The sequence below is a fragment of the uncultured Winogradskyella sp. genome, assembly GCF_937958655.1.
Lineage (GTDB): Bacteria > Bacteroidota > Bacteroidia > Flavobacteriales > Flavobacteriaceae > Winogradskyella.
The window spans coordinates 1-22,382 of the sequence record NZ_CALGNH010000064.1; the positions used below are offsets into that span (position 1 = coordinate 1).

At 34.6% G+C, this 22,382-nt stretch carries 20 protein-coding genes and 1 pseudogene; 12 read left to right on the plus strand and 9 right to left on the minus strand.

Annotated features, from left to right (window positions below):
* The 4 genes and pseudogenes from Q0800_RS11860 to Q0800_RS11875 form a co-directional block, all read right to left on the minus strand.
* Positions 1–233, minus strand: a pseudogene (locus tag Q0800_RS11860) (nucleotide sugar dehydrogenase); the annotation flags it as partial.
* On the minus strand, positions 230–820 hold the full coding sequence (locus Q0800_RS11865) for a sugar transferase (protein WP_299129971.1): 591 nt from the start codon (positions 818–820) through the stop codon (positions 230–232). The gene Q0800_RS11865 and the pseudogene Q0800_RS11860, both read right to left, overlap by 4 nt.
* Before the next feature lie 18 nt (positions 821–838).
* A complete protein-coding gene (locus Q0800_RS11870; protein ID WP_299129974.1) occupies positions 839–3,316 on the minus strand; it encodes a tyrosine-protein kinase family protein in 2,478 nt (825 codons plus the stop codon).
* A 6-nt stretch (positions 3,317–3,322) separates the two neighbouring features.
* Positions 3,323–4,126, minus strand: coding sequence for a polysaccharide biosynthesis/export family protein (locus Q0800_RS11875; protein ID WP_299129976.1), 804 nt, complete (start codon positions 4,124–4,126; stop codon positions 3,323–3,325).
* A gap of 102 nt (positions 4,127–4,228) precedes the next feature.
* Between Q0800_RS11875 and Q0800_RS11880 the strand changes: the two genes are divergently transcribed.
* From Q0800_RS11880 to secA, 7 genes are all read left to right on the plus strand, one after another.
* Positions 4,229–6,091, plus strand: coding sequence for an ABC-F family ATP-binding cassette domain-containing protein (locus tag Q0800_RS11880; protein WP_299129979.1), 1,863 nt, complete (start codon positions 4,229–4,231; stop codon positions 6,089–6,091).
* 162 nt (positions 6,092–6,253) lie between these two features.
* Positions 6,254–7,024 (plus strand): class I SAM-dependent methyltransferase, encoded by a 771-nt coding sequence (locus Q0800_RS11885; RefSeq protein WP_299129981.1) that lies wholly within the window; start codon positions 6,254–6,256, stop codon positions 7,022–7,024.
* 189 nt (positions 7,025–7,213) lie between these two features.
* On the plus strand, positions 7,214–7,903 hold the full coding sequence (locus Q0800_RS11890) for an ABC transporter ATP-binding protein (protein WP_299129983.1): 690 nt from the start codon (positions 7,214–7,216) through the stop codon (positions 7,901–7,903).
* A gap of 127 nt (positions 7,904–8,030) precedes the next feature.
* The gene (locus Q0800_RS11895; RefSeq protein ID WP_299129986.1) at positions 8,031–8,606 is read left to right on the plus strand and encodes a cob(I)yrinic acid a,c-diamide adenosyltransferase; all 576 of its coding nucleotides are present in this window, start codon (positions 8,031–8,033) and stop codon (positions 8,604–8,606) included.
* Between the two features lie 385 nt (positions 8,607–8,991).
* Entirely contained in the window at positions 8,992–9,213 is a 222-nt protein-coding gene (locus Q0800_RS11900) for a DUF2795 domain-containing protein (RefSeq protein WP_299129989.1), read from the plus strand.
* A gap of 212 nt (positions 9,214–9,425) precedes the next feature.
* On the plus strand, positions 9,426–9,740 hold the full coding sequence (locus Q0800_RS11905; RefSeq protein WP_299130040.1) for a GIY-YIG nuclease family protein: 315 nt from the start codon (positions 9,426–9,428) through the stop codon (positions 9,738–9,740).
* Positions 9,741–9,884: 144 nt separating this feature from the next.
* Positions 9,885–13,241 (plus strand): preprotein translocase subunit SecA, encoded by a 3,357-nt coding sequence (secA, locus tag Q0800_RS11910; protein ID WP_299129992.1) that lies wholly within the window; start codon positions 9,885–9,887, stop codon positions 13,239–13,241.
* 65 nt (positions 13,242–13,306) lie between these two features.
* Here secA and Q0800_RS11915 read toward each other — a convergent pair whose 3' ends face one another.
* On the minus strand, positions 13,307–14,266 hold the full coding sequence (locus Q0800_RS11915) for a lipid A deacylase LpxR family protein (protein ID WP_299129994.1): 960 nt from the start codon (positions 14,264–14,266) through the stop codon (positions 13,307–13,309).
* A gap of 33 nt (positions 14,267–14,299) precedes the next feature.
* Positions 14,300–15,010, minus strand: coding sequence for a peptidoglycan DD-metalloendopeptidase family protein (locus tag Q0800_RS11920; protein WP_299129997.1), 711 nt, complete (start codon positions 15,008–15,010; stop codon positions 14,300–14,302).
* Positions 15,011–15,246: 236 nt separating this feature from the next.
* Here Q0800_RS11920 and Q0800_RS11925 point away from each other — a divergent pair, with 236 nt between their 5' ends.
* The 5 genes from Q0800_RS11925 (at position 15,247) to Q0800_RS11945 (ending at position 19,991) form a co-directional block, all read left to right on the plus strand.
* Positions 15,247–15,810, plus strand: a complete 564-nt coding sequence (locus tag Q0800_RS11925; RefSeq protein WP_299129999.1) for a DUF2911 domain-containing protein — start codon at positions 15,247–15,249, stop codon at positions 15,808–15,810.
* Between the two features lie 14 nt (positions 15,811–15,824).
* The gene (meaB, locus tag Q0800_RS11930) at positions 15,825–16,904 is read left to right on the plus strand and encodes a methylmalonyl Co-A mutase-associated GTPase MeaB (protein ID WP_299130003.1); all 1,080 of its coding nucleotides are present in this window, start codon (positions 15,825–15,827) and stop codon (positions 16,902–16,904) included.
* A gap of 40 nt (positions 16,905–16,944) precedes the next feature.
* Entirely contained in the window at positions 16,945–17,664 is a 720-nt protein-coding gene (locus Q0800_RS11935) for a glycosyltransferase (protein WP_299130008.1), read from the plus strand.
* A gap of 88 nt (positions 17,665–17,752) precedes the next feature.
* Positions 17,753–18,376 carry a lipid-A-disaccharide synthase N-terminal domain-containing protein gene (locus tag Q0800_RS11940; protein ID WP_299130012.1) on the plus strand — a complete coding sequence of 208 codons (624 nt, stop codon included), beginning with the start codon at positions 17,753–17,755 and terminating at the stop codon, positions 18,374–18,376.
* Positions 18,369–19,991: a phospholipid carrier-dependent glycosyltransferase gene (locus Q0800_RS11945; protein ID WP_299130015.1), complete on the plus strand. Its 1,623-nt coding sequence runs from the start codon at positions 18,369–18,371 to the stop codon at positions 19,989–19,991. The genes Q0800_RS11940 and Q0800_RS11945 overlap by 8 nt, the downstream gene beginning before the upstream one ends.
* Here Q0800_RS11945 and Q0800_RS11950 read toward each other — a convergent pair.
* The 3 genes from Q0800_RS11950 to Q0800_RS11960 form a co-directional block, all read right to left on the minus strand.
* Positions 19,978–20,550 (minus strand): phosphatase PAP2 family protein, encoded by a 573-nt coding sequence (locus Q0800_RS11950; protein WP_299130016.1) that lies wholly within the window; start codon positions 20,548–20,550, stop codon positions 19,978–19,980. The genes Q0800_RS11945 and Q0800_RS11950 overlap by 14 nt on opposite strands.
* Complete coding sequence (locus Q0800_RS11955) at positions 20,550–20,777, minus strand: hypothetical protein (protein WP_299116068.1); 228 nt, start codon at positions 20,775–20,777, stop codon at positions 20,550–20,552. The genes Q0800_RS11950 and Q0800_RS11955 overlap by 1 nt, the downstream gene beginning before the upstream one ends.
* A 169-nt stretch (positions 20,778–20,946) precedes the next feature.
* On the minus strand, positions 20,947–22,347 hold the full coding sequence (locus Q0800_RS11960; protein WP_299130019.1) for an MATE family efflux transporter: 1,401 nt from the start codon (positions 22,345–22,347) through the stop codon (positions 20,947–20,949).
* Positions 22,348–22,382 lie beyond the last annotated feature (35 nt).

Genomic DNA, 22,382 nt, shown 5'->3' on the forward strand with positions numbered 1-22,382 from the left:
ACATTATCTGTAATATACAGTCCTGTATCGGCATTTAAATCAGACGTTAAAACTGATTTTAAATTATCATTGTCAACTTCTAGGGTTTTATCGACACCAGAATTTAATTCACTGATTCGCTGCTTGTTAATATCAAAACCAATAACAAAGTATTGTTTTGAGAATTCTACAGCTAGGGGCAAGCCGACATAACCTAATCCAATGATTGCAATTTTGTCTTTAGAACGTGTCATTTGTTTAAAGTAGATTTTATAATGAGGGTCAAATCTAAATAAAAACTGTAATTCTTAACATAGTTTTTGTTGATTTTTACTTTATCTACCCAAATAATCGTTCTATTGTAGTGTTCGGGATCTTTTTGACGTTCTAATACACGCTCTTCATTCTTATATTTTAAAGTTGCCTCACCAGTAATTCCTGGTTTAACTTTTAAAATTATACGATCATCTCCTTCTAATTTATCTGCAAAACCCTGAACATCAGGCCGAGGACCAACAAAACTCATTTCGCCAATTAATACGTTAAATAATTGAGGTAACTCGTCTAACTTCCTTTTTCTTAGAAATTTTCCAGAAGCTGTAGCACTTTTTTCTAAATGACCTAACTTATGTACACCCTCACGTAAGGTTCTTATTTTATAAATTTTAAAAAGCTTGCCGTGTTGCCCTACGCGATATTGCGAAAAAACACCATACTGCTTCGTGTCTATTGACGCTATAATTACCAAGATAATTATAGGCAAAAGTAAAACTGGTAAAAGAAGTATGGCTAAAGTAAAATCAAATAGTCGTTTTACTCTAAGTTGTGTTTTAGTAATCAAACTTTAGATATAGATTTGTTATTTGCGCATAAAAAAGTTTTTAACGCGCTGCCAAAATGTAGGATTACTTCTTTCGTGGTAGGCATTACCATACACACCATAGCCGTAACCATAGCCGTAACCATAGCCATAACCATAATTATGACTGTGCTTGTGCTTGTAGAAATTGAGTAAAAAGCTTATGTTTTTAAGCTCTCCTCTGTTATACTTAGAATTCACCATGCGGAGCATTCCTTTTTTAGTATAATCTAATCTAATCATAAATATTGAAGCATCTGCAAATTGAACAAGCTCAAGTGCATCGGTAACTAAACCAAGTGGAGGGGTATCTAAGATAATCATATCATAATCATCTTTAAGTTGTTCCATAAGGGCTTTCATTCTATCACTCATCAATAGCTCTGATGGATTCGGTGGTGTTGGCCCAGAGGTAATTAAATCTAAATTATCTATATGAGTATGGGTTGTAATATCTTCAACGGTACTTTCGCCAATGAGATAATTAACCACACCTTTTTCATTGGTAATTTTAAAATCTCCAAAAATTTTAGGTTTTCTTAAATCTAATCCTAATAAAATGGTTTTTTTACCCGAAAGTGCATATACTGTAGCGATATTGATTGAGGCAAAGGTCTTTCCTTCGCCACTAACTGACGACGTAATTAATAATGTATTAGATTTTTGAGAAATATCTTTATTTTTAAAGATAAATTGAAGACTAGATCGGACCGCTCTAAAAGACTCAGCAACGGTTGATTTTGGCTTTTCAAAAGACACCAAATTATTATCGTGATTGTATTTACCAATTAATCCTAGTATAGGAATTCTTGATATTTTATTGATCTCATCTGCATTATGAATATTATTATCTAAAAGATATAATACAAAAATTAAAAACACAGGTAAAGAAAAACCAATTAGCAGCGCCATCATATAGTTAAGCGATGTCTTAGGGCCTATTGGGCCATCACCAATATCTTTGGCTTCATCTATTACAATAATGTCCGAAACATTAGCTGCTTTTACAATAGCAGCCTCCCCTCGCTTAGCTTGGTAAATTTCAAAAGCCTCACTACTTAAATCTAGTTGTCGTTGTATCTTAAGATATTCTTGTTGATCCTTTGGTAAGCCTAAAAGTTTAGCCTCTAAATCTGCAATTTTACGGCTTATGGTATTTAACTGAACGCCTATGGTCGTTTTTGTTGCGCGTATCGCCTCTTGTAAAACACTCTTTTCGGTGTCTATTCTGCGATCTAGCTCATCAAAAAGAACGGAGCCTTCTTTAGTGGTGTATTCTAAATTTCTACGCTCTATTGATAAAGCAATTATTTTACTTACTCCATTAAGAATATTGATCTCCTCTATCCCAACAGATGTCGGTGCAGATATTTGAGAATAATCCGTTTTTATACTTAAATAGGTTTCTAAATTATTGAGATAATTTAGTTTAGATTCTTCTATAAGCTCTTCTTTATCGTAACTTTTTAGCTGATCAGAATACTGCTTTATTTCTTCTTCTACATCATAAATTTTGTTACTTCTTCTAAAATTATTCATTTCGTTAGTAACATCCTTTAGTTGAGAATTAACAATATTCATGCTACTATCTATAAACTTTATGGTATTGGTAGCATATAAATTTTTTCGTTCTAATTCTGTTTTACTCAAAATATCTGACGTGGCATTTAAAAAATCTACAATCTTAGATTTGTTTAATCCAATAAGTGATAATTTTAAGACTGAAGATGCATCTCGAGAGGTTGGCGCAATAGCTATCTTAGTCTTATAACTATTTACTACAGCGTCAAAATTAAGATAGCGTATAAAATATTGTGTGTCGTCTGGTATTTTAGCATTAGATTTTAAATTAATAATACCATTAAAAAACGGAAGGTTTACCGGTTCTCCAAACTTATAAATTTTAGCAAACGCACCAGCATCTACATTAACGCTTAATTTTGCTTTAGTGTCGTAAATTTGAGCAGCTACATTTTGGGATTCAAAAAGGTATGAAAGTTCATAACTAGATGCATTAATAATCTTAACCTGTAGCGGCTTACCTAACATCTGAGGTTTTGTTTTGTCTGTAATAACCTCAAAAGGTGCTTTTTTATAAATGTCTTCTAAATGATATTCACCTTGTTTTAAGTATTCTTTATAATACTCCAAGGAATCTATCACACGCTCGTTATGAGATCTGGTTTTTACCTCAGTTATAATACTACCAACCTTACCGGAGACTCCTCCCCAATTAAAGGAAATGCTTGTGTTTGCAGTAAAAAAAGGATTTTGATCGTTATTGATGCTTATTAAAGACTCTAATCTGTATATGTTCTGTTTTCTAACATTGATATAATGCGCAATGGCCAAACCCGCTAATACAGAAATTAAAATCACAGGCCAAAGGCCTAGGATTTTAAACAATAAGCCTTTAAAGTCAAAGCTTACACGTTGGCCATCATTAGTATCTATATCATCTATATCATTATAATCCATGGCTAATTAACGTCTTGAAAAAATTAAGATACCAGAAGTAATTAAAGACACCACCGTTGCTATGGTTGCCAAACTAGATACTGCGGTTTCGCCAGTACCAATAGATTTTTGACGAAGTGGTTTTATGTAGATCATATCGTTAGGCTGTATGTAATAATACGGTGACTGCATAACTTTGATATCTGTTAAATCTAAATGATGAATCTTCTGCCCTTGCGGGTATTGCCTAATTAGTAATACATCTTTTCTATTGCCTGTAACAGGAATTTCACCTGCATTAGCTATAGCTTCAAATATATTAACACGCTCTTTAAATAAGGTTAAAGTTCCGGGGCTTCCTATTTCGCCCGTTGCTGTGTATCTTAAGCCTGCCAGCTTTACGGTAATAAAAATATTTGAAGTGGCTTTAAACTGCTCGTCTAATAATTTCTTTTTAATTAAGGCTTCAATATCGTCTACGGTATACCCTAAAACATTCATCTCGCCTAACACAGGTATTCTTATATTACCATGGCTATCTACTGTAAACCCATCAAAATAAGCACGCTCAGCACTACTTGCGTTTAAAATTGCTCCTTCACCTATAGGGTTAAAAATTTGAACATTATCCTGATCTAAAACCTTAATTCTAATATTTAATATATCATCAATCTGAATGCGATAGGGTTTCTGAACTTCCGTTAAGTTATTGGGAATAGTATCGTTTATTGCATTTTCCTTATTCTGCAAATAAACCGTGTCTTTATGCGGTATACAAGATGTACCAACGACACAAACTAAAATGACAATAAAAAGCCTGATGCTTCTCATAGATAAAAAATGATGTTTATCAACAAATATAAAGCATCAATACCAATAACAAAACTATTAGGTTTCTTTTTGGTTTATTTCGTTCTTTGTAAAAAAAATAGTGTGAATTACCTCAACGCAGAAAATATTTCTAAGTCTTATGGAGAGCTTGTACTCTTCAAAAACTTATCATTTAGTATCCACAAAGATCAAAAGATTGCTTTTGTAGCAAAAAACGGAAGTGGTAAGACCTCTATACTCAATATTTTATCGGGTAAAGACACACCAGACGAGGGACAGATTGTTATTAGAAAAGGCCTACGTTTAGCCTTTTTAGATCAGAAACCAGATTTAGATAAACAACTAACCATTGAAGAAACCATTTTTGCCTCAGACATTCCTATTTTAAAGACTATTGAAGCTTATGAAAATGCATTAAAAAACCCTGAAGACACAGAAGCTTACCAAAACGCATTTGAAGCTATGGACAGAACCAATGCATGGGAGTTTGAAACGCAATACCAACAAACATTATCACAGCTTAAATTAGACGACCTTTCCATTAAAGTAAGTACGCTTTCTGGAGGCCAGAAAAAGCGCTTGGCATTGGCACAAGCCTTATTAAGTAAGCCAGATATTCTTGTTTTAGATGAGCCCACAAATCATTTAGATCTAGAAATGATAGAGTGGTTAGAGGACTATTTTGCAAAAACACAACAAACCCTTTTTATGGTAACGCACGATCGCTATTTTTTAGAACGTGTCTGTAACGAAATTATAGAACTAGACCATGGGCAATTATACACCTACAAAGGCAACTATTCTTACTACTTAGAAAAGAAAGAAGCACGTGTAGAAAACCAAGCCATAGAAGTAGGTAAAGCCAAGCAACTTTTTAAAAAAGAGCTCGATTGGATGCGTCGCCAGCCCAAAGCACGTACCACAAAGTCTAAAAGTAGGATTGATGATTTTTTTGAAATAAAGAAAAAAGCACACCAAAGACGAAAAGATCACCAAGTACAGTTAGAAATAAATATAGAGCGTCTTGGCAGTAAGATTATTGAGTTTCATAATGTATCAAAAGCATTCAAAGACAAAAAAATATTAGATAACTTTGATTACACCTTTAAAAAAGGCGAACGCATTGGTATTATAGGAAAAAATGGCACTGGTAAATCTACATTTTTGAACCTATTAACAGGAAGCTTACAAGCCGATGGAGGTAAAATTGTTTTAGGCGAAACCGTAAAGATTGGCTACTATACACAAGGAGGCATCACTGTAAAACCAGAACAAAAAGTTATTGATGTTATTAGAGCCTTTGGTGACTATATTCCCTTGGCAAAAGGCCGACAAATAAGTGCACAGCAATTGTTAGAGCGCTTTTTGTTTGACAGAAAAAAACAATACGATTTTGTAGAAAAATTAAGTGGTGGCGAACAAAAACGCTTGTACCTGTGTAGGGTTTTAATTCAAAACCCTAATGTATTAATCTTAGATGAGCCTACAAACGATTTAGATATTGTAACGCTAAATGTACTAGAAAGTTTTCTAATGGATTTTCCTGGTGTACTATTAGTAGTAAGTCACGATCGTTATTTTATGGATAAAATTGTAGACCATCTCTTTGTGTTTAGAGGACATGGTATTGTTGAAGATTTCCCAGGTAATTATTCAGACTTTAGAGCTTATGACGGCAGTCAACCAAAACAAGTGGAAGCTGCTGCCAAAACAGACAATAGCAACGTCATAAAGCAAAATGAAGCCAATAAGCTATCCTACAACGAGCAAAAGGAATACAAAAATTTAGAATCTAAAATCCGTGCTTTAGAACTCGATAAAAAAGCGCTCGAAGCTAAGTTTAACGACCCAGAGCTATCGCAAGATGCCATTGGCAAACTATCTAAAGAACTTAAAGTCATTATTAGCACCATGGAAGAAAAAGAATTACGCTGGTTTGAGTTAGCGGAGAAGTTAGAGGGTTAGTTGTTGGTTGTTAGTTGTTGGTTGTTAGTTGTTGATTGTTGATTGTTCATTGTTGATTGTTGATTGTTGGTTGTTGGTTGTTGGTTGTTGGTTGTTGGTTGTTGGTTTAATAAATAATTTTAACTTAAAAAAAAGAATAATTAAAAGCGAATAGCCAAAATAGTGCACCAAATTAAACACTACATAAAATTCCTTTTACAATCCACCAACCAACATGGTGTACACTCGCCTTTTGTCTATAATTTTGTAACTAAATGCCTATACCAAAAAGAAAACTATTTAGCCTACCAAAAACTTAAAGACTATCGCAGAGCGTTAAAAGCTTCAACCGTAATATTAAAAATTACTGATTTGGGTGAGGGCTCTAAAACCTTAGGGTCCAAAATGCGTAAGGTGAGCCGAATGGTTCAGATTTCTAGTAGTTCTAAAAAAGAAGCAAAGTTATTATTTAGAGTTGCAAACTATTTTAAATTCAATTCAATTTTAGAGCTTGGTACCTCATTAGGATTAGGTACTTACGCATTTTCATTGGTTAATAAAAACTCTAAAATCACTACTATTGAGGGTTGCACAAATACATCAAACTTTGCCGAAATTCAACTAAAAAATTTAAAAGCAAACAACGTAACGTGCCTTAACAAAGATTTTAAAACTGCCATTTTAGAATTAAGCCAAACGCAATTAGACTGTATTTACTTTGACGGTCACCACAATAAAGAAGCGACAATCCAATATTTTGAAGGACTACTGCCAAAAGCCAATAATACTAGCGTTTTTATTTTCGATGACATCTATTGGTCTAAAGGAATGACAGAAGCTTGGCAACACATTAAAAACCATAGTAAAGTTACTGTTACTGTAGATTGTTTCCATTTAGGGTTTGTATTCTTTAGAAAAGAACAAGCTAAAGAACATTTTAAAATTAGGCTTTAAAAATTCTTACCAATAAAGATCATTCACAATTTATAAAATTGAACATAGTTAACAGCCCTAATCAATACTGTGCAACTATTTTATCTCGTAGAGACTGTAACAAGCTAACAACTTTAACGTCTTATTAGCGAACTGATTTTTATATTCTTTTATCTTGCAAAGGATTTAAGCAACCAACACTATTGCATTATGAACGACAATGTCATTGAGATTAGAGGCATAATTAGAGATTTTAAACTAGGACAAGAGATTGTTCATGTTTTAAAAGGCATAGATCTAGATATTAAACGTGGCGAGTATGTCGCCATTATGGGACCATCTGGTTCTGGCAAATCCACCTTAATGAATCTTTTAGGTTGCTTAGACACACCTACAGACGGTAGTTATTTACTTAATGGTAAAGACGTAAGCCAAATGACTGATGATGAATTAGCAGACATCCGCAATACCGAAATCGGCTTTGTGTTTCAAACTTTTAACTTATTACCAAGAACCACAGCTTTAGATAATGTAGCTTTACCAATGGTATATGCTGGTGCTTCTAAAAAAGTTCGTAACGATAGAGCTTCTGAGGTTTTAACCGACGTAGGTTTAGCAGATCGTATGGATCATAAACCAAACCAATTATCTGGTGGACAAAGACAACGTGTTGCTGTTGGCCGTGCTTTAGTAAACAAACCCTCAATTATCCTAGCTGATGAGCCTACAGGAAACCTTGACTCTAAAACAGGTACTGAGATAATGGCTTTATTCGATCAAATCCACGCTGCTGGTAATACAGTAATTATGGTAACTCACGAAGAAGATATTGCCGCGCATGCCAAACGGGTTATTCGTTTGCGTGATGGTATTATAGAGAGTGATACGTTTAATGATTAGTGATTAGTGATTAGTGATTAGTGATTAGTGATTAGTGATTAGTGATTAGTGAAACTAATAATCAAATCCACGATTAAACGATTCCACAACTTTTTACTTTACAACTTTTAACTCGTAACTTTGCTATATGAAAGTTTACACAAAAACAGGAGATAAAGGCACTACTGCACTTTTCGGCGGCACACGCGTACCAAAACACCATATTCGTATTGAAAGCTATGGCACAATTGATGAGCTTAACTCACATATTGGCCTTATTAGAGACCAAGATATTAACCAATTATACAAAAACACCTTGATGAATATTCAAGATCGTTTATTTACCGTTGGTGCCATATTAGCTACAGACCCCAAAAAAGCCACATTAAAAAATGGTAAAGCCAGATTAAATATTCCTAAAATTTCTAACGCAGATATTGAAAAACTAGAAAAAGAAATGGATCTTATGGAAGATAGTCTTCCGCCTATGACGCATTTTGTACTACCAGGAGGACATCAAACCGTGTCATTCTGTCACATAGCGCGTACAGTATGCCGTAGGGCTGAGCGTTTAGCTTCGCACCTCAATGAATTAGAGCCTTTTCAGCCCGAAACATTAATGTATATCAATCGACTCTCAGACTACCTTTTTGTATTGGCACGGAAGTTGTCACATGATTTACAAGCTGAAGAGATAAAGTGGATTCCAAAGAAAGAATCGTAAACTTTTTTTAAAACGTCAGTTCGAGTGTTTCTACTTTTTTGTCGAAATGTATCGAGAACAGAGTTTTAAAAAATATAGAATGATTCTCGATACAAATTTTATTCCCTATAGGTCATAAAATTCACTCGAATTGACAAACATTTTATTTCGAAAGCTAGGATTAAAAATTGCAATACCTAATCCGAACAAAGTTGAAGATTACACGTTCTTTTTATTATTAATTAAACATCTATAAATGTATTTTTGAGCATTAAAAAAAAAGACACTTATAAATGTTCAGTGAGACCAATGAAATAATATATTTAATGAGGCACTAAATAATTTAATTTTTTCTTGAATTATTCAGCTAAAAAATTATTTTTGCAAAACTTAAAATTACACAGAAATGTATTGGACATTAGAATTAGCATCTTATTTAAGTGATGCGCCTTGGCCAGCGACAAAAGATGAACTTATCGATTATGCGATTAGAACAGGAGCACCTTTAGAAGTGGTTGAAAATTTACAATCGATAGAAGACGAAGGTGATTCGTACGATTCCATCGAAGAAATTTGGCCAGACTATCCAACTGATGAGGATTACCTCTGGAATGAGGAAGAATATTAATATATAAAAATATCACAAAAAAAGTCTCTTACGTTATCTTAACTGAGAGACTTTTTTTATTTTCGGATGCTATAATTTTAAATGTATTTACAATGTCACACTGAGCGCAGTCGAAGTGCTTTTAAAATTAAAATTTATAATGGCTTTGGACTACACTCAAATTGACAAAATAGATATGATTGAATGAACAGTCAAATCCAAATGGTAAAGAAATGTATTTCTATTACGTATATATCATAAAATGCTCTGACAATTCCTATTACACAGGAATCACCAACAACATTGAAAAAAGATATAACGAACATAAAGTTGGAAAACACAGAGATTGTTCCACATTCAACAGGAGGCCTTTAGATTTAGCTTTTAAACAAGAATTTAACGATGTGCTTCAAGCCATCTATTTTGAGAAAAAAATTAAGAAATGGACAAGACTAAAAAAAGAAGCATTAATAGATAGTGACTATGATATGCTTCAAATATTGTCCGAATGCAGAAATGCAACACATTATAAATATAAAGGTTCATAATCGAACCTAAATGTCATGCTGAGCGCAGTCGAAGTACAAAAAAATTAAAACTTCAAAAGCGCTTCGACTGCGCTCAGCGTGACAAAATAACAAACGAATTAAAAATAAAGATGAGCCGACCTCATCCGAAACAAAATACATAAAATGGGCATACTAGATAAAGTACTTAAAGTATTCGTTGGAGACAAATCCAAACAAGATGTAAGTGCTATAAAACCAATTGTAGAAAAAATAAAAACTTACGAATCTGCTCTAGAAGCTTTATCGCATGATGCTCTAAGAGCAAAAACTGCAGAATTTAAAGCCAAAATAGCCGAAGCACGCCTACCACTTTTAGAACGGCAAAACGAACTACTAGCCAAAGCAGAAGTTACCGAAGACATAGACGAGCGCGAAGATATCTATGTTGCAGCAGATAAGATTGAAGATGAAATTTATGAGGTTACCGAAGGTATTCTTAACGATATACTACCCGAAGCCTTTGCCGTAGTAAAAGAAACAGCAAAGCGCTTTGTACACAATACCAAAATCCCTGTAACAGCAAATGCTTTTGATCGCGAAGTTTCTGGTGCAAAAGATTACGTCACCCTAGATGGCGACCAAGCCATTTGGGCAAATTCTTGGGATGCCGCAGGTAAACCTATTACTTGGGATATGATTCATTACGATGTGCAGCTCATTGGAGGTATTGCCATGCACCAGGGAAAAATTGCTGAGATGCAAACTGGTGAAGGTAAAACCCTTGTAGCAACACTACCTGTTTACCTTAATGCATTGGCAGGTAAAGGTGTACATCTTGTAACCGTTAACGATTACCTAGCAAAACGAGATAGCGCATGGATGGCACCAATTTTCGAATTTCATGGTTTAAGTGTAGATTGTATTGATTACCACACGCCAAATTCTGATGCGCGTCGTAAAGCCTACAATGCAGATATTACTTACGGAACTAATAACGAATTTGGGTTTGACTACCTGCGTGATAACATGGCGCACTCACCAGAAGATTTAGTGCAAAGACCACATCACTATGCTATTGTAGATGAAATTGATTCTGTTTTAATAGACGATGCACGTACACCATTAATTATATCTGGTCCTGTACCAAAGGGAGATGAACACGAGTTTGATGCGCTTAAACCTAAGGTACAACAGATAGAAGATGTACAACGCAAATATTTAGTTGGTGTATTAGCCGAAGCTAAAAAGTTAATTGCCTCAGGAGACACTAAAGAAGGTGGTTTTCAGCTATTAAGAGCATATAGAGGTATCCCTAAAAACAAAGCTCTAATTAAGTTTTTAAGTGAAGAAGGTGTAAAACAATTACTGCAAAAAACCGAAAACTTTTACATGCAAGACAACAACAGAGAAATGCCAAAAGTAGATGCAGAACTCTATTATGTTATTGATGAAAAAAACAATCAGGTAGAATTAACAGACAAAGGTGTAGAATTCCTTTCTGGTGAGGACAATCCTAACTTCTTCGTTATGCCAGAGATGGGTATGGAGATTGCAAAAATAGAAAATCAAGGTCTATCTTCTGAAGAAGAGGCAAATCTTAAAGAAGACTTGTTTAGAGATTTCAATGTAAAGTCAGAACGTATTCATACGCTCAACCAATTGCTTAAAGCTTACGCACTTTTCGAGAAAGATGTGCAGTACGTCGTTATGGACAACAAAGTAATGATTGTTGATGAGCAAACAGGCCGTATTATGGACGGTCGTCGTTATTCTGACGGATTGCACCAAGCTATTGAAGCTAAAGAAAACGTAAAGATTGAAGCTGCTACACAAACCTTTGCTACGGTAACACTTCAAAATTACTTTAGAATGTACCGCAAATTGTCGGGTATGACAGGTACTGCGGTAACCGAAGCAGGCGAGTTTTGGGAAATCTACAAATTAGACGTTGTAGAAATCCCAACCAACAGACCAATTGCAAGAGATGATAGAGAGGATTTAGTATATAAAACCAAACGCGAAAAATACAATGCGGTTATTGATGAAGTGGTCGCTTTATCTAACGCAGGACGTCCCGTATTAATTGGTACAACCAATGTAGAAATTTCTGAGCTACTAGGTAAAATGCTGAGCATTCGTAAAATCCCACATAATGTACTTAATGCAAAGCAACACAAACGTGAAGCTGAGATTGTAGCCGAAGCAGGTAATGCAGGCCAGGTAACCATTGCTACCAATATGGCAGGTCGTGGTACAGATATTAAATTAAGTGACACGGTAAAAGCAGCTGGTGGTTTAGCCATTGTAGGTACGGAGCGTCACGATTCAAGACGTGTAGACCGACAGTTGCGTGGTAGAGCTGGGCGACAGGGAGATCCAGGTAGTTCGCAATTCTATGTCTCTTTAGAAGATAATTTAATGCGTTTGTTTGGCTCTGAACGTATCGCAAAGATGATGGATAAAATGGGGCTTAAAGAAGGAGAAGTTATTCAGCATAGCATGATTTCTAAATCCATTGAACGTGCACAGAAAAAAGTAGAAGAAAACCAATTTGGTGTTCGTAAACGTTTATTAGAGTACGATGATGTAATGAATGCACAGCGTGAGGTTGTATACAAACGTCGTCGTAATGCCTTACATGGCGAGCGTCTGCGTGTAGATTTAGCTAACATGATTTTTGATACCTCAGAAGGTATTGCTATGACTAATAAAGCGGCTAACGATTATAAAAACTTTGAGTTTGAATTAATTCGTTACTTCTCTATGTCATCTCCAATTTCTGAAGCGCAATTTGCAAAAATGGGCGAACAAGAAATTGCAGGAGTGATTTACAAAGAAGCCTTTAAGCACTATCGCGAAAAGATGCAACGTGCCGCAGATTTAGCTTATCCTGTAATTGAAAACGTCTATAACACGCAACGCGATCGTTTTAAGCGTATCGTGGTGCCATTTACAGATGGCTTAAAGAATTTACAAGTCGTTACCGACCTTGAGAAGGCTTATGAGTCGAAAGGAAAACAATTAATAAATGATTTTGAAAAGAACATCACCTTAGCCATAGTTGATGACGCTTGGAAAACGCATTTACGTAAAATGGATGAGTTAAAACAATCGGTACAATTAGCAGTGCACGAGCAGAAAGATCCATTATTGATTTATAAGTTTGAATCTTTTGAATTATTTAAAGCCATGATAGACCAAGTAAATAAGGATGTTATTTCGTTCTTATTTAAAGGCGAAATTCCACAAGAAACAGCAAATACAATACAAGAAGCTAGAGCGCGTAAGCAAGAAAAATTAGAAACGCAGAAAGACGAAATTCCTAATATGGATGAGCGCGCTGCGCAAAGCAGAGCTGTAGGACAAGGAGCTTCTCGCCAACAACAAGTGGTAGAAACCATTGTTAGAGAACAGCCAAAAATTGGCCGTAACGACCGTGTGACGATAAAACATGTAATGAGTGGCGAAAGTAAAGTGGTAAAGTACAAACAAGCGATACCTTTAATTGATAAAGGAGAATGGGTTTTGGTGAATGACTAAAACGAAGCTGTAACGTCACTTCGAGTGAAATTTTCGCTTTTTAGAAAATTTTGTATCTAGAAGCGTTAAAATGTAAACCCAATTCGGATACCTCCCCATTTTGCTAATGATCCAGTTTTAAATTCTCGTGTAATTTCGCTTCTAGTATATTCAAAATATAAGTTTCTGGTTTTTATAATTAGTCCATAATTAAACTGTCTTGTAAGACGCTCTATATTATTAGATGAAATGGTATAAGGACTTTTAGTATTAAGTAAGCCTCCTTGCAAGGTAGCATCATAACCCACCAAATTGAGTACAGGCTCTGAATATATGTAAATTTGAAAACCGGTATTACGTTTAGCATCACCCAAAACCGAATTAAAGACTCCAAATCTCGCATTTAAACTTACAGAAGTATTAGTAAACAAAGTACCTAATTGCACTACTGCTTTTGTGTTAATTTCAAATATGGTATTAGGTGCAAACAATTGCTTTTCGTAATCAAGCCTGTAATTTACAATCAAATCATTTTTTATCTGGTTATCCCAACCACCCGGTATTTTATTTCCTGTAGCTTTATGGATACCTACTTGCATTTCTTTTCCGAAAGCTCCTGGTCCTATAATTCCTAAACTCAATGATTGCGAAAGTCGCGATCGCTTTTTGGAATTTGTAGACACCACAAAACTTTTTAGCATTATAGCAGATGCAAATGGACGATCTCCAAATTGTATATCCTCACTCACATAATCATTTGGTGTGAAACCGATATGCTCTAACGATAAGCCATATCTTGAGTTAGTAGAGTTTGGTTTATAAAACAAATAGTTAATCGGGTTTTTTTCTAAAACTTTTAAGATCAATTCAAAATTATAGCCTTGTGTGTAGTTTTCGTCTGTAGCAGTAAAATAATCGTTGTCGTAATTAAATCTAAAGTAACTTTCACTTTCAATATTGCGATATGACACTGTATTATCAATCTTTTGAGCTGATAGCGGTGTAGAAAGTAACAGAAATATTAAGTGTATTCTTATAATACTCATAACAATACATACGAGAACTTATAACCAAAGGTTTTATATTAACCTACACAACAGATTGGGATCAGCACAATTCTGCCTATAAAACTTTAAATCTGTCTTATTACTCACACCAGGATAATCGCCACTATAATCTTGGATATCTTTTATAATCTGAAAATGTAAATGTGGTGGATAATCTCCATTAACTTCTGCTGTCCCTAAAGCAGCAATTTGTTGTCCTTGCTTTACGTTTTCTCCAACTTCTAGGTTTTCTATTGAGGCTAAACTTAAATGCCCATAAAGCGTGTAAAACTGAAAGGCATCAAAATCATGTCGTAAAATAATAGTTGGTCCATAATCGCCATGATTGGTGTTGTTTTTAAAGCTATGGATTATACCTTCTAACGGTGAAAATATTGAAGTATTTGCTTCTATCCAAAGATCTAATCCTAAATGGATGTTGCGTTCTTCTTCGGGACTTCGACTGCGCTCAGTCTGACACATATTCCCTTTAAAATAAGCACTACGTTGATAAATACCTCGTTGCTCTAAATAACCACCAAAAGCAGCTTTAGCATTATGCCACCTCATATGATTCCATATAAATTTTTCTAAGTCATTTGAAGAGGATACATTAACTGCATTTAATTCAGTATTATGTATAGATAAGTCTAATGGTATATAGGTTTCTTTTGCTATAGAAGTCCCTAATAATGGATAAGCATTAAGTGATTTCAAAAAATATTCAAAAGGAGAAAGAGACATAAATATAATTTTTATGTAAGTAGCTAACCCGTGATTATCAAAAGACTGATCAATGGCCTTAAGATAAATTAGTATGGGTTATTGTCTTTAAAAAGACTTTACAATATTTTAAGTACTATAAAAAGCTACAAATTTTTTAGATTTTATAAGATTTGCTTAAAATTAAACGTTTGCACTCTATAAATTTAGGGAATTGAATTATATTTAAAATCTAAAATTGCTTAAGAAAGATAGCTATGTTAAAACGTCTGCTCATTGTATTATCAATAATAGCTGTAGGATTACTTTTATATTCTGTATTTGGAGAGAATTTATTCTTTCGTAAAAGTCCAAAGGACACTGCCGAAATTACCCTAAACGACTTAAAGTTAGAGGTAGAATACAATAGACCGTCTAAACGCAATCGTACTATTTTTGGTGCACTAGTGCCCTACAACAAAGTATGGAGAACAGGTGCTAATGAAGCAACAACCTTTAAAACCAATAAAAATCTTTTAATTGACGGTATCCTCCTCAAAAAAGGCAAATACACGCTTTGGACCGTTCCTAAACAAAAGTCTTGGAAGGTTATGTTTAACACTAAGCAGTACGAATGGGGAGTTAATGAAAAAATGGAACCTATGTGGGATCCTAATTATGATGCTATTGAATTAGAGGTGGATAAACAAAATATTGATGAAACCGTTGAACGCTTTACCATTGCTTTTGACAATAAAACCGGAAATTTAAAATTGACCATGGCTTGGGATCAGACCTTAATTGAAATTCCTGTACAAATTGATCCAAGCTCTAAACCTTAAGCTACATATGCCAGGTGACTAAAAAAGATAAAATATATAAATCTGCACTGCATGAACACGAAGGTATTACACCACCTAAGATTCTAAGCACAAATGCCGCAGAACATATAAAATTAAAACGCAGAAAACAACCAACAGTTGATGCTTTGGTTACTGGCATTACCAAAGGAAATATCACAGATTTAAGCAGAGCTATTACTTTAATTGAAAGTACAAACCCAAAACACACCCAAAAAGCCCAAAACGTCATTACAAAGTGTTTACCGCATGCTAATAACGCTACTCGTATTGGTATAACAGGAGTCCCTGGTGTTGGTAAGAGTACGTTTATTGAAGCTTTTGGTGCTTATCTTACGAACTTAGGAAAAAAAGTAGCCGTATTAGCTGTTGATCCTAGCAGCAGCTTAAGCAAAGGCAGCATTCTTGGTGATAAAACACGAATGGACGACTTAGTAAAAGATAAAAATGCGTTTATTAGGCCCTCCCCTTCCGGAAATTCTCTTGGTGGTGTTGCCAGAAAAACTAGAGAAACTATTATTTTATGCGAAGCTGCTGGCTTTGACACCATTATTATTGAAACCGTAGGTGTTGGGCAGAGCGAAACTGCTGTGCATAGTATGGTCGACTTTTTTTTATTATTGAAACTTGCTGGTGCTGGTGACGAATTACAAGGCATTAAACGTGGTATTATAGAAATGGCAGACGCCATTGTTATTAATAAAGCCGATGGAGATAATCTAACCGCTGCCAAATCTGCTAAAGTAGAATTTAATAGAGCCTTACACTTATATCCTAAAAAAGCATCGCTTTGGTCTCCAAAAGTAACCTTATGTAGCGCTTTAAAACACCATGGCATTGAGGACGTGTGGCAGCTCATTGAAGCCTATCTTAAAACTACAACCGAGAATGGTTATTTCAATAAAAACAGAAATAACCAAAATAAATTTTGGCTACAACAAACTATAGAAGATCGTTTAAAAAGAGATTTCTATGCATCTTCAAAAATAAAGGCTGAACTTAAGGCTCAGATAGAATTAGTTGAAGCCGGAAAAACCACCCCTTTTGCTGCCGCAGAATACTTACTGTCATTATAATAAAAAACAATACTTTTGCACAGACTAAGCAATCCATTTTATGTCTTATAAGTTTACGATTATCGTTCCGGTATATAATGAAGAGGATAATCTAGAGCGTGTTGAAGCTGAGCTTTCTAATTACCTTAAAATAGCTACAGTGCCCAGTGCTGTGTTATTTGTAAATGATGGCTCTTCTGATGCAAGCCAGGCTATGATTGAGACTATCTGTAATCGTAATGATGCGTTTGAGTATATTTTATTTAAGCAAAATAAAGGCTTAAGCGCAGCTATTAAAGCTGGCTTTGACCATATAGACACTGAGCTTGTAGGTTACATAGACTCTGACTTGCAAACCACACCAAAAGATTTTAATGTACTCTTAGAACATATCAACAACTACGAGTTGGTGACTGGTGTACGCTCTAACCGCAAAGATTCTTTTGTAAAGAACATGTCTTCTAAAATTGCTAATGGCATTAGACGTGCATTTACAAAAGATGGCATGGACGACACAGGCTGTCCGCTTAAGGTTATAAAAACAGAATATGCCAAACGCATTCCAATGTTTAGAGGTTTACATCGTTTTTTACCAGCAATGATTATGCTGCAAAATGGTAGCGTAACCCAAATCCCTGTGCAGCACTTCCCAAGGATTGCTGGTACTGCAAAATTTGGGTTATGGAATAGATTACTAGGCCCTCTCACGGATTGTTTCGCCTACCTTTGGATGAAGAAAAAATATATTAATTATGAGATTGAAAAATCAAGTAAAGACTAATGCGCATTAATGTCATTATGAGCATAGTCGAGAATTCTAAGCATTTCGACTGCGCTCGATGTAACAGCACAAAAACTATTAAAATATATTGAAAGACTGGATTATATACAGCATTGGTTTTTTAGCACAGATTTTATTTTCATCGAGGCTTTTGGTGCAATGGATAACTTCAGAAAAGCATCGCAAGGTTATTACACCTAGTACGTTTTGGACGCTGAGTTTAATGGCCTCGTTTCTATTGTTTGTTTATGGTTATCTTCGATTAGATTTCGCCATTATGCTTGGGCAAAGTTTAACCTATTTTATATACATAAGAAATCTACAATTACAAGGACAATGGCAGAAGTTTCCAAAAATTGTGAGGCACCTATTATTTATCGCACCTATACTCATTGTTATTTTTTATTACAATAATAACAAGATTGATTTAGAGCTTTTATTTAAAAATGAAGCCATTCCGACATGGTTATTAGTATTAGGAATTGTGGCGCAGATTATATTTACATTGCGCTTTGTATACCAATGGATTCATTCAGAAAAGCATAAAGTATCTAGTTTACCTTTGGGATTTTGGGTACTAAGTTTAATTGGTGCAGGTATGATTTTAAGTTATGCTATTATAAGAAAAGATCCTGTGTTATTTGTTGGCCATTTATTTGGTTTGGTAATTTACGCACGTAATGCTTATTTAATTAGACACACCAATGATTAAGCTAATAGAAAAATATCCAATTCTTAGTCTTTTGTTATTTGTTACTGTGATGCTAGGGTTCACTATAGATACAATACCTGTAACCATAATGGAGGCGCGTAATTTTATTTCGGCTAGAGAAATGTTAACCGATAATAACTGGATACTAACCACCATGAATGGTGAAGCGCGCTACCAAAAACCGCCTTTACCAACATGGATTACAGCTGTTTTTGGAATGTTATTTGGCATTAAAAATGTATTAGCCTTACGTTGGCCTGCACTACTTTTTATGGCTGGTATTGGTATATTCACATATTTACTTTCTAAAAGATTAGAACTGAGCAAATCGCATAGCCTTATAAACGGTTTTGTGGTCTTAAGTTCTTTTTATGTTATAGGTATTGTAATAGAAGCACCATGGGATATTTATGCACATGGCTTTATGCTTATGGCACTGTATCAATTATTTCAGATGTTTCAAAACCAAAAAACAGCCATAATGCATAGTCTTCTTTTTGTAATATGTATTGCTGCTTCTATACTCTCTAAAGGGCCTGTATCGCTTTATGTTTTATTCTTATCCTTTGTAATTGCTTATTTTATATCATTTAAACCCAAAGGAGGCATTCTCCATATTTTAAAGCTGATTAGTTTATTGATCTTCGGAATTGTTTTAGGCGGCTGGTGGTACTTACATGTCCGTATTGCAGATCCTGAAACCTTTACTGCTATTGCTGAGCGCGAAACCTCTAATTGGAGCAGCTATAACGTAAGACCGTTTTACTATTACTGGAGTTTCTTTGTACAGACCGGACTTTGGGCTATTCCTGCATTTATAAGTTTACTTTATCCTTACATTAAATCTAGAGTAATTTACCTAAAAGCATATCGTTTTACTTTCTTTTGGACGCTTATTGCTGTGGTTCTACTTTCTATTATTCCTGAAAAAAAATCGCGCTATTTAATGCCTGTACTTATACCATTAGCTTTAAATATTGGGTTTTATATCGATTATTTAATCCGAAAATTTAAAACCCTAAAAGACAAGCGCGAAACTATCCCTGTATATCTCTCGTTTGGATTAATTGGTGGCGTTACTTTATTATTTTGGGTGGTTTGGTTTTTCTCTAATATTGATTTAACCGGAATCTTATTAGCACGATTTATAATTACTGCCTTATTACTTTTTGTGATTGGTTTTTTTATTTTCAAATTCTTAAGAGCCAAACAAATAAAACCTGTATTTTACTTAATTATTGGTTTTATGTTAACGGTAGGTTTAGTTGCTTTACCTATTGCTAAATCTCACATTCAAAATAACTATAAATCTGTTGCAGAGCTGAGTACTTCTAACCTGCCCTTATATAGTTTAAACGGCGTGTCACCAGAAGCTATCTATAATTATGGTGATAAAATTGTAAAATTAAAAACAGATGAGGGCTTCGTATTACCATTAGAACAAGAGTTCTATTTGCTCACAAGCAGCAAAAATGAGCTGGGTAACTATGAGCAATTAAACGCCTTGTATCGTATTAATTATGTATCAACTTACGATTTTAATACGGCCACAAAAGGATCAAGAGGCCACCGCAGTCGCCTAGTCAATCAACTCTATAAACTTAGTCTAAAATAAACCGTTTTAGTAAGCGTTTATTCAGTTTGTAAAAGCCAAAACCTGCTAAGGCACCAAAGGTCATTCCGCATAAAAGATCTACAGGAAAATGTACACCAACATAGATGCGACTATAGGCTACTACAAATGCCCAAAACAATAAAATAAATAGTAGATTTTTATAATACGGACGTAAAACTAAACCGCCAAAAACTGCTGCAGCCATAGAATTGGAAGCATGGCCAGAGAAAAAACTTCGATTGGCACTACAACGTTCTGCAATGTATCTAATAATATCTTTTATCTCATCGCAAGCACAAGGTCTAAAACGTAATACGGATCGCTTTACGATATTTGTTGTTTGGTCGGTAAAGGTTATCATAGCGGCTATAACTAAAACCATAAGTAATAAAGACTTTAAACCATAATTTCTATAAATTAAGACTAGTAGAATAGCGTACAAAGGAACAAAAGTTAGTTCGTCTGTTATTAATAACCATAGCCAATCCCAAGTTTCTGACCCAAGGCTATTGAGGTATACAAACAGTTCTGTATCTAATTCTAAAAGTTGCTCTAACATTAATCGTCGTAACGCGCTACTTCCCTATCGTAAAATGCTGTAGCTTGTTTAATATAATTCTCTGTTTCGGTTTCTAATTCTTTTTGATCGTGCTGATCAAACTCTTCAAACCACTCTACCTCATCATTTTCAAGATTAATGATAAAACGAGGAAACTCAGTATGAATAATAAAAATAGCGTCAGGATAATCTGTATTATCACCAAGTATGAATTTGGGTAGCTCCATGAGTTGTTTCGTTATAAATCTTAGCGTTTATTTAGTGCTAGACAAAAATAGTTAAAAAGTTGGAAGATAAAGGCTAGATTTTAGTGGTTAGTATATAAGCTTCTAAACATCTAAATATCTAATTCATCTAAAGATCTAATCATCTAATTTGTCTAAGTATCTAATTATTTTATCTTTCAACAGTATCCAAAGCAACATCATTAGACAAAATTAAACGCTTGGATAAATAGCGAAACCTAAAAAACAATAAAAGTGCTGCAACGGTCAATCCTACCAATAAACCTAACCATATTCCTACACTACCGTAATATGTGTTATTCCCTAAAAAATAACTAATCGGAAAACCAACAACCCAATACGAAATAAAGGTTATTAACGTCGGAATTTTAACATCCTGAAGGCCTCGTAATGCACCAAGTGCTATAACCTGCAAGCTATCACTTATCTGAAACACTGCTGCAGCCAACAATAAAGTTGAAGCAATTTTTACAACCTCAGCCGTGTCTAAAACATTTGCAGGATCATCTAAATTAACATACAAATCTGGTAATGCCTCATGAAATATCGCAAAAAACAACGCAAAGACTGTTGCAAAAATAAATCCTACTAAAAAAATAGATTCTGCTATACGCTTTAAATTAACGTAATCCTTAAGCCCTTTTTGATTACCAACCCGTACCATAGCTGCAACACTTAATCCCATAGCGACCATAAAGGTCATAGATGACAAGTTTAGAGCAATCTGGTTTGCAGCTTGCGCATTTTTACCTAGTAGTCCACTAAGCCAAATAGCCGCTGTAAAAACACCAACCTCAAAAAACATTTGCATAGCACTTGGCAGGCCTAAATTACTTAATTTTTTTAAGGGTTGTTTACTGAGTTTGAAAAATTTAATATTGGTAACGTAGACATTCGATTTTTTATTTTTAGCTAGAATCCACCATAGAAAAAATAGCATTACGAAACGAGATATTAATGTACCTACAGCAGCACCAACAATTCCCATTTTTGGACATCCAAACTTACCAAAGATAAGCACGTAATTTATAGCCACATTAATGATGTTAGCCACTATGGTGGCATACATAGGATATTTTGTCATAGACAAGCCATCGCTAAACTGTTTAAAGGCCTGAAATATTATGAGCGGTACTAAAGAAAATGCTACCAAATCTAGATACGGTATAGCTAAAACCACCACTTCCTCTGGTTGATCCATCATAGTCATTAAGGGTTTAGCAAGTAGCTCTAGTAAAAACAAACCAATTCCCAAAACCGTACATAAAAAAAAACCATGCTTAAAGACCGACTTACCTTTGGCAAAATTACCTTCTGAATCTGCCTCTGCGACTAAAGGCGTAATGGCTGTAGAAAACCCAATACCAATAGACATGGCAATAAAAATAAAGCTATTACCCAAAGACACTGCCGCTAATTCTGCGGCACCTAATTGCCCAACCATAACATTATCTACAAAACTTACAAAGGTATGTCCAAGCATACCTAAAATAACAGGATATGCGAGTTTAAGGTTGTATTTAAATTCTTTGGTATAGTTGCTTAAAACCATTTGGCAAAAGTAACTGTTTTGGTTCGACTACTACG

Excerpts from the sequence above, each read along its gene's own strand:
- secA (WP_299129992.1), top strand. The coding sequence starts at position 9,885 with ATGGGCATACTAGATAAAGTACTTAAAGTATTCGTTGGAGACAAATCC.
- Q0800_RS11960 (WP_299130019.1), bottom strand. The coding sequence starts at position 22,347 with ATGGTTTTAAGCAACTATACCAAAGAATTTAAATACAACCTTAAACTC.
- Q0800_RS11870 (WP_299129974.1), bottom strand. The coding sequence starts at position 3,316 with ATGGATTATAATGATATAGATGATATAGATACTAATGATGGCCAACGT.
- Q0800_RS11900 (WP_299129989.1), top strand. The coding sequence starts at position 8,992 with ATGTATTGGACATTAGAATTAGCATCTTATTTAAGTGATGCGCCTTGG.
- Q0800_RS11920 (WP_299129997.1), bottom strand. The coding sequence starts at position 15,010 with ATGTCTCTTTCTCCTTTTGAATATTTTTTGAAATCACTTAATGCTTAT.
- Q0800_RS11950 (WP_299130016.1), bottom strand. The coding sequence starts at position 20,550 with ATGTTAGAGCAACTTTTAGAATTAGATACAGAACTGTTTGTATACCTC.
- Q0800_RS11875 (WP_299129976.1), bottom strand. The coding sequence starts at position 4,126 with ATGAGAAGCATCAGGCTTTTTATTGTCATTTTAGTTTGTGTCGTTGGT.
- Q0800_RS11945 (WP_299130015.1), top strand. The coding sequence starts at position 18,369 with ATGATTAAGCTAATAGAAAAATATCCAATTCTTAGTCTTTTGTTATTT.
- Q0800_RS11915 (WP_299129994.1), bottom strand. The coding sequence starts at position 14,266 with ATGAGTATTATAAGAATACACTTAATATTTCTGTTACTTTCTACACCG.
- Q0800_RS11925 (WP_299129999.1), top strand. The coding sequence starts at position 15,247 with ATGTTAAAACGTCTGCTCATTGTATTATCAATAATAGCTGTAGGATTA.
- Q0800_RS11955 (WP_299116068.1), bottom strand. The coding sequence starts at position 20,777 with ATGGAGCTACCCAAATTCATACTTGGTGATAATACAGATTATCCTGAC.
- Q0800_RS11935 (WP_299130008.1), top strand. The coding sequence starts at position 16,945 with ATGTCTTATAAGTTTACGATTATCGTTCCGGTATATAATGAAGAGGAT.
- Q0800_RS11905 (WP_299130040.1), top strand. The coding sequence starts at position 9,426 with ATGTATTTCTATTACGTATATATCATAAAATGCTCTGACAATTCCTAT.
- Q0800_RS11890 (WP_299129983.1), top strand. The coding sequence starts at position 7,214 with ATGAACGACAATGTCATTGAGATTAGAGGCATAATTAGAGATTTTAAA.
- Q0800_RS11895 (WP_299129986.1), top strand. The coding sequence starts at position 8,031 with ATGAAAGTTTACACAAAAACAGGAGATAAAGGCACTACTGCACTTTTC.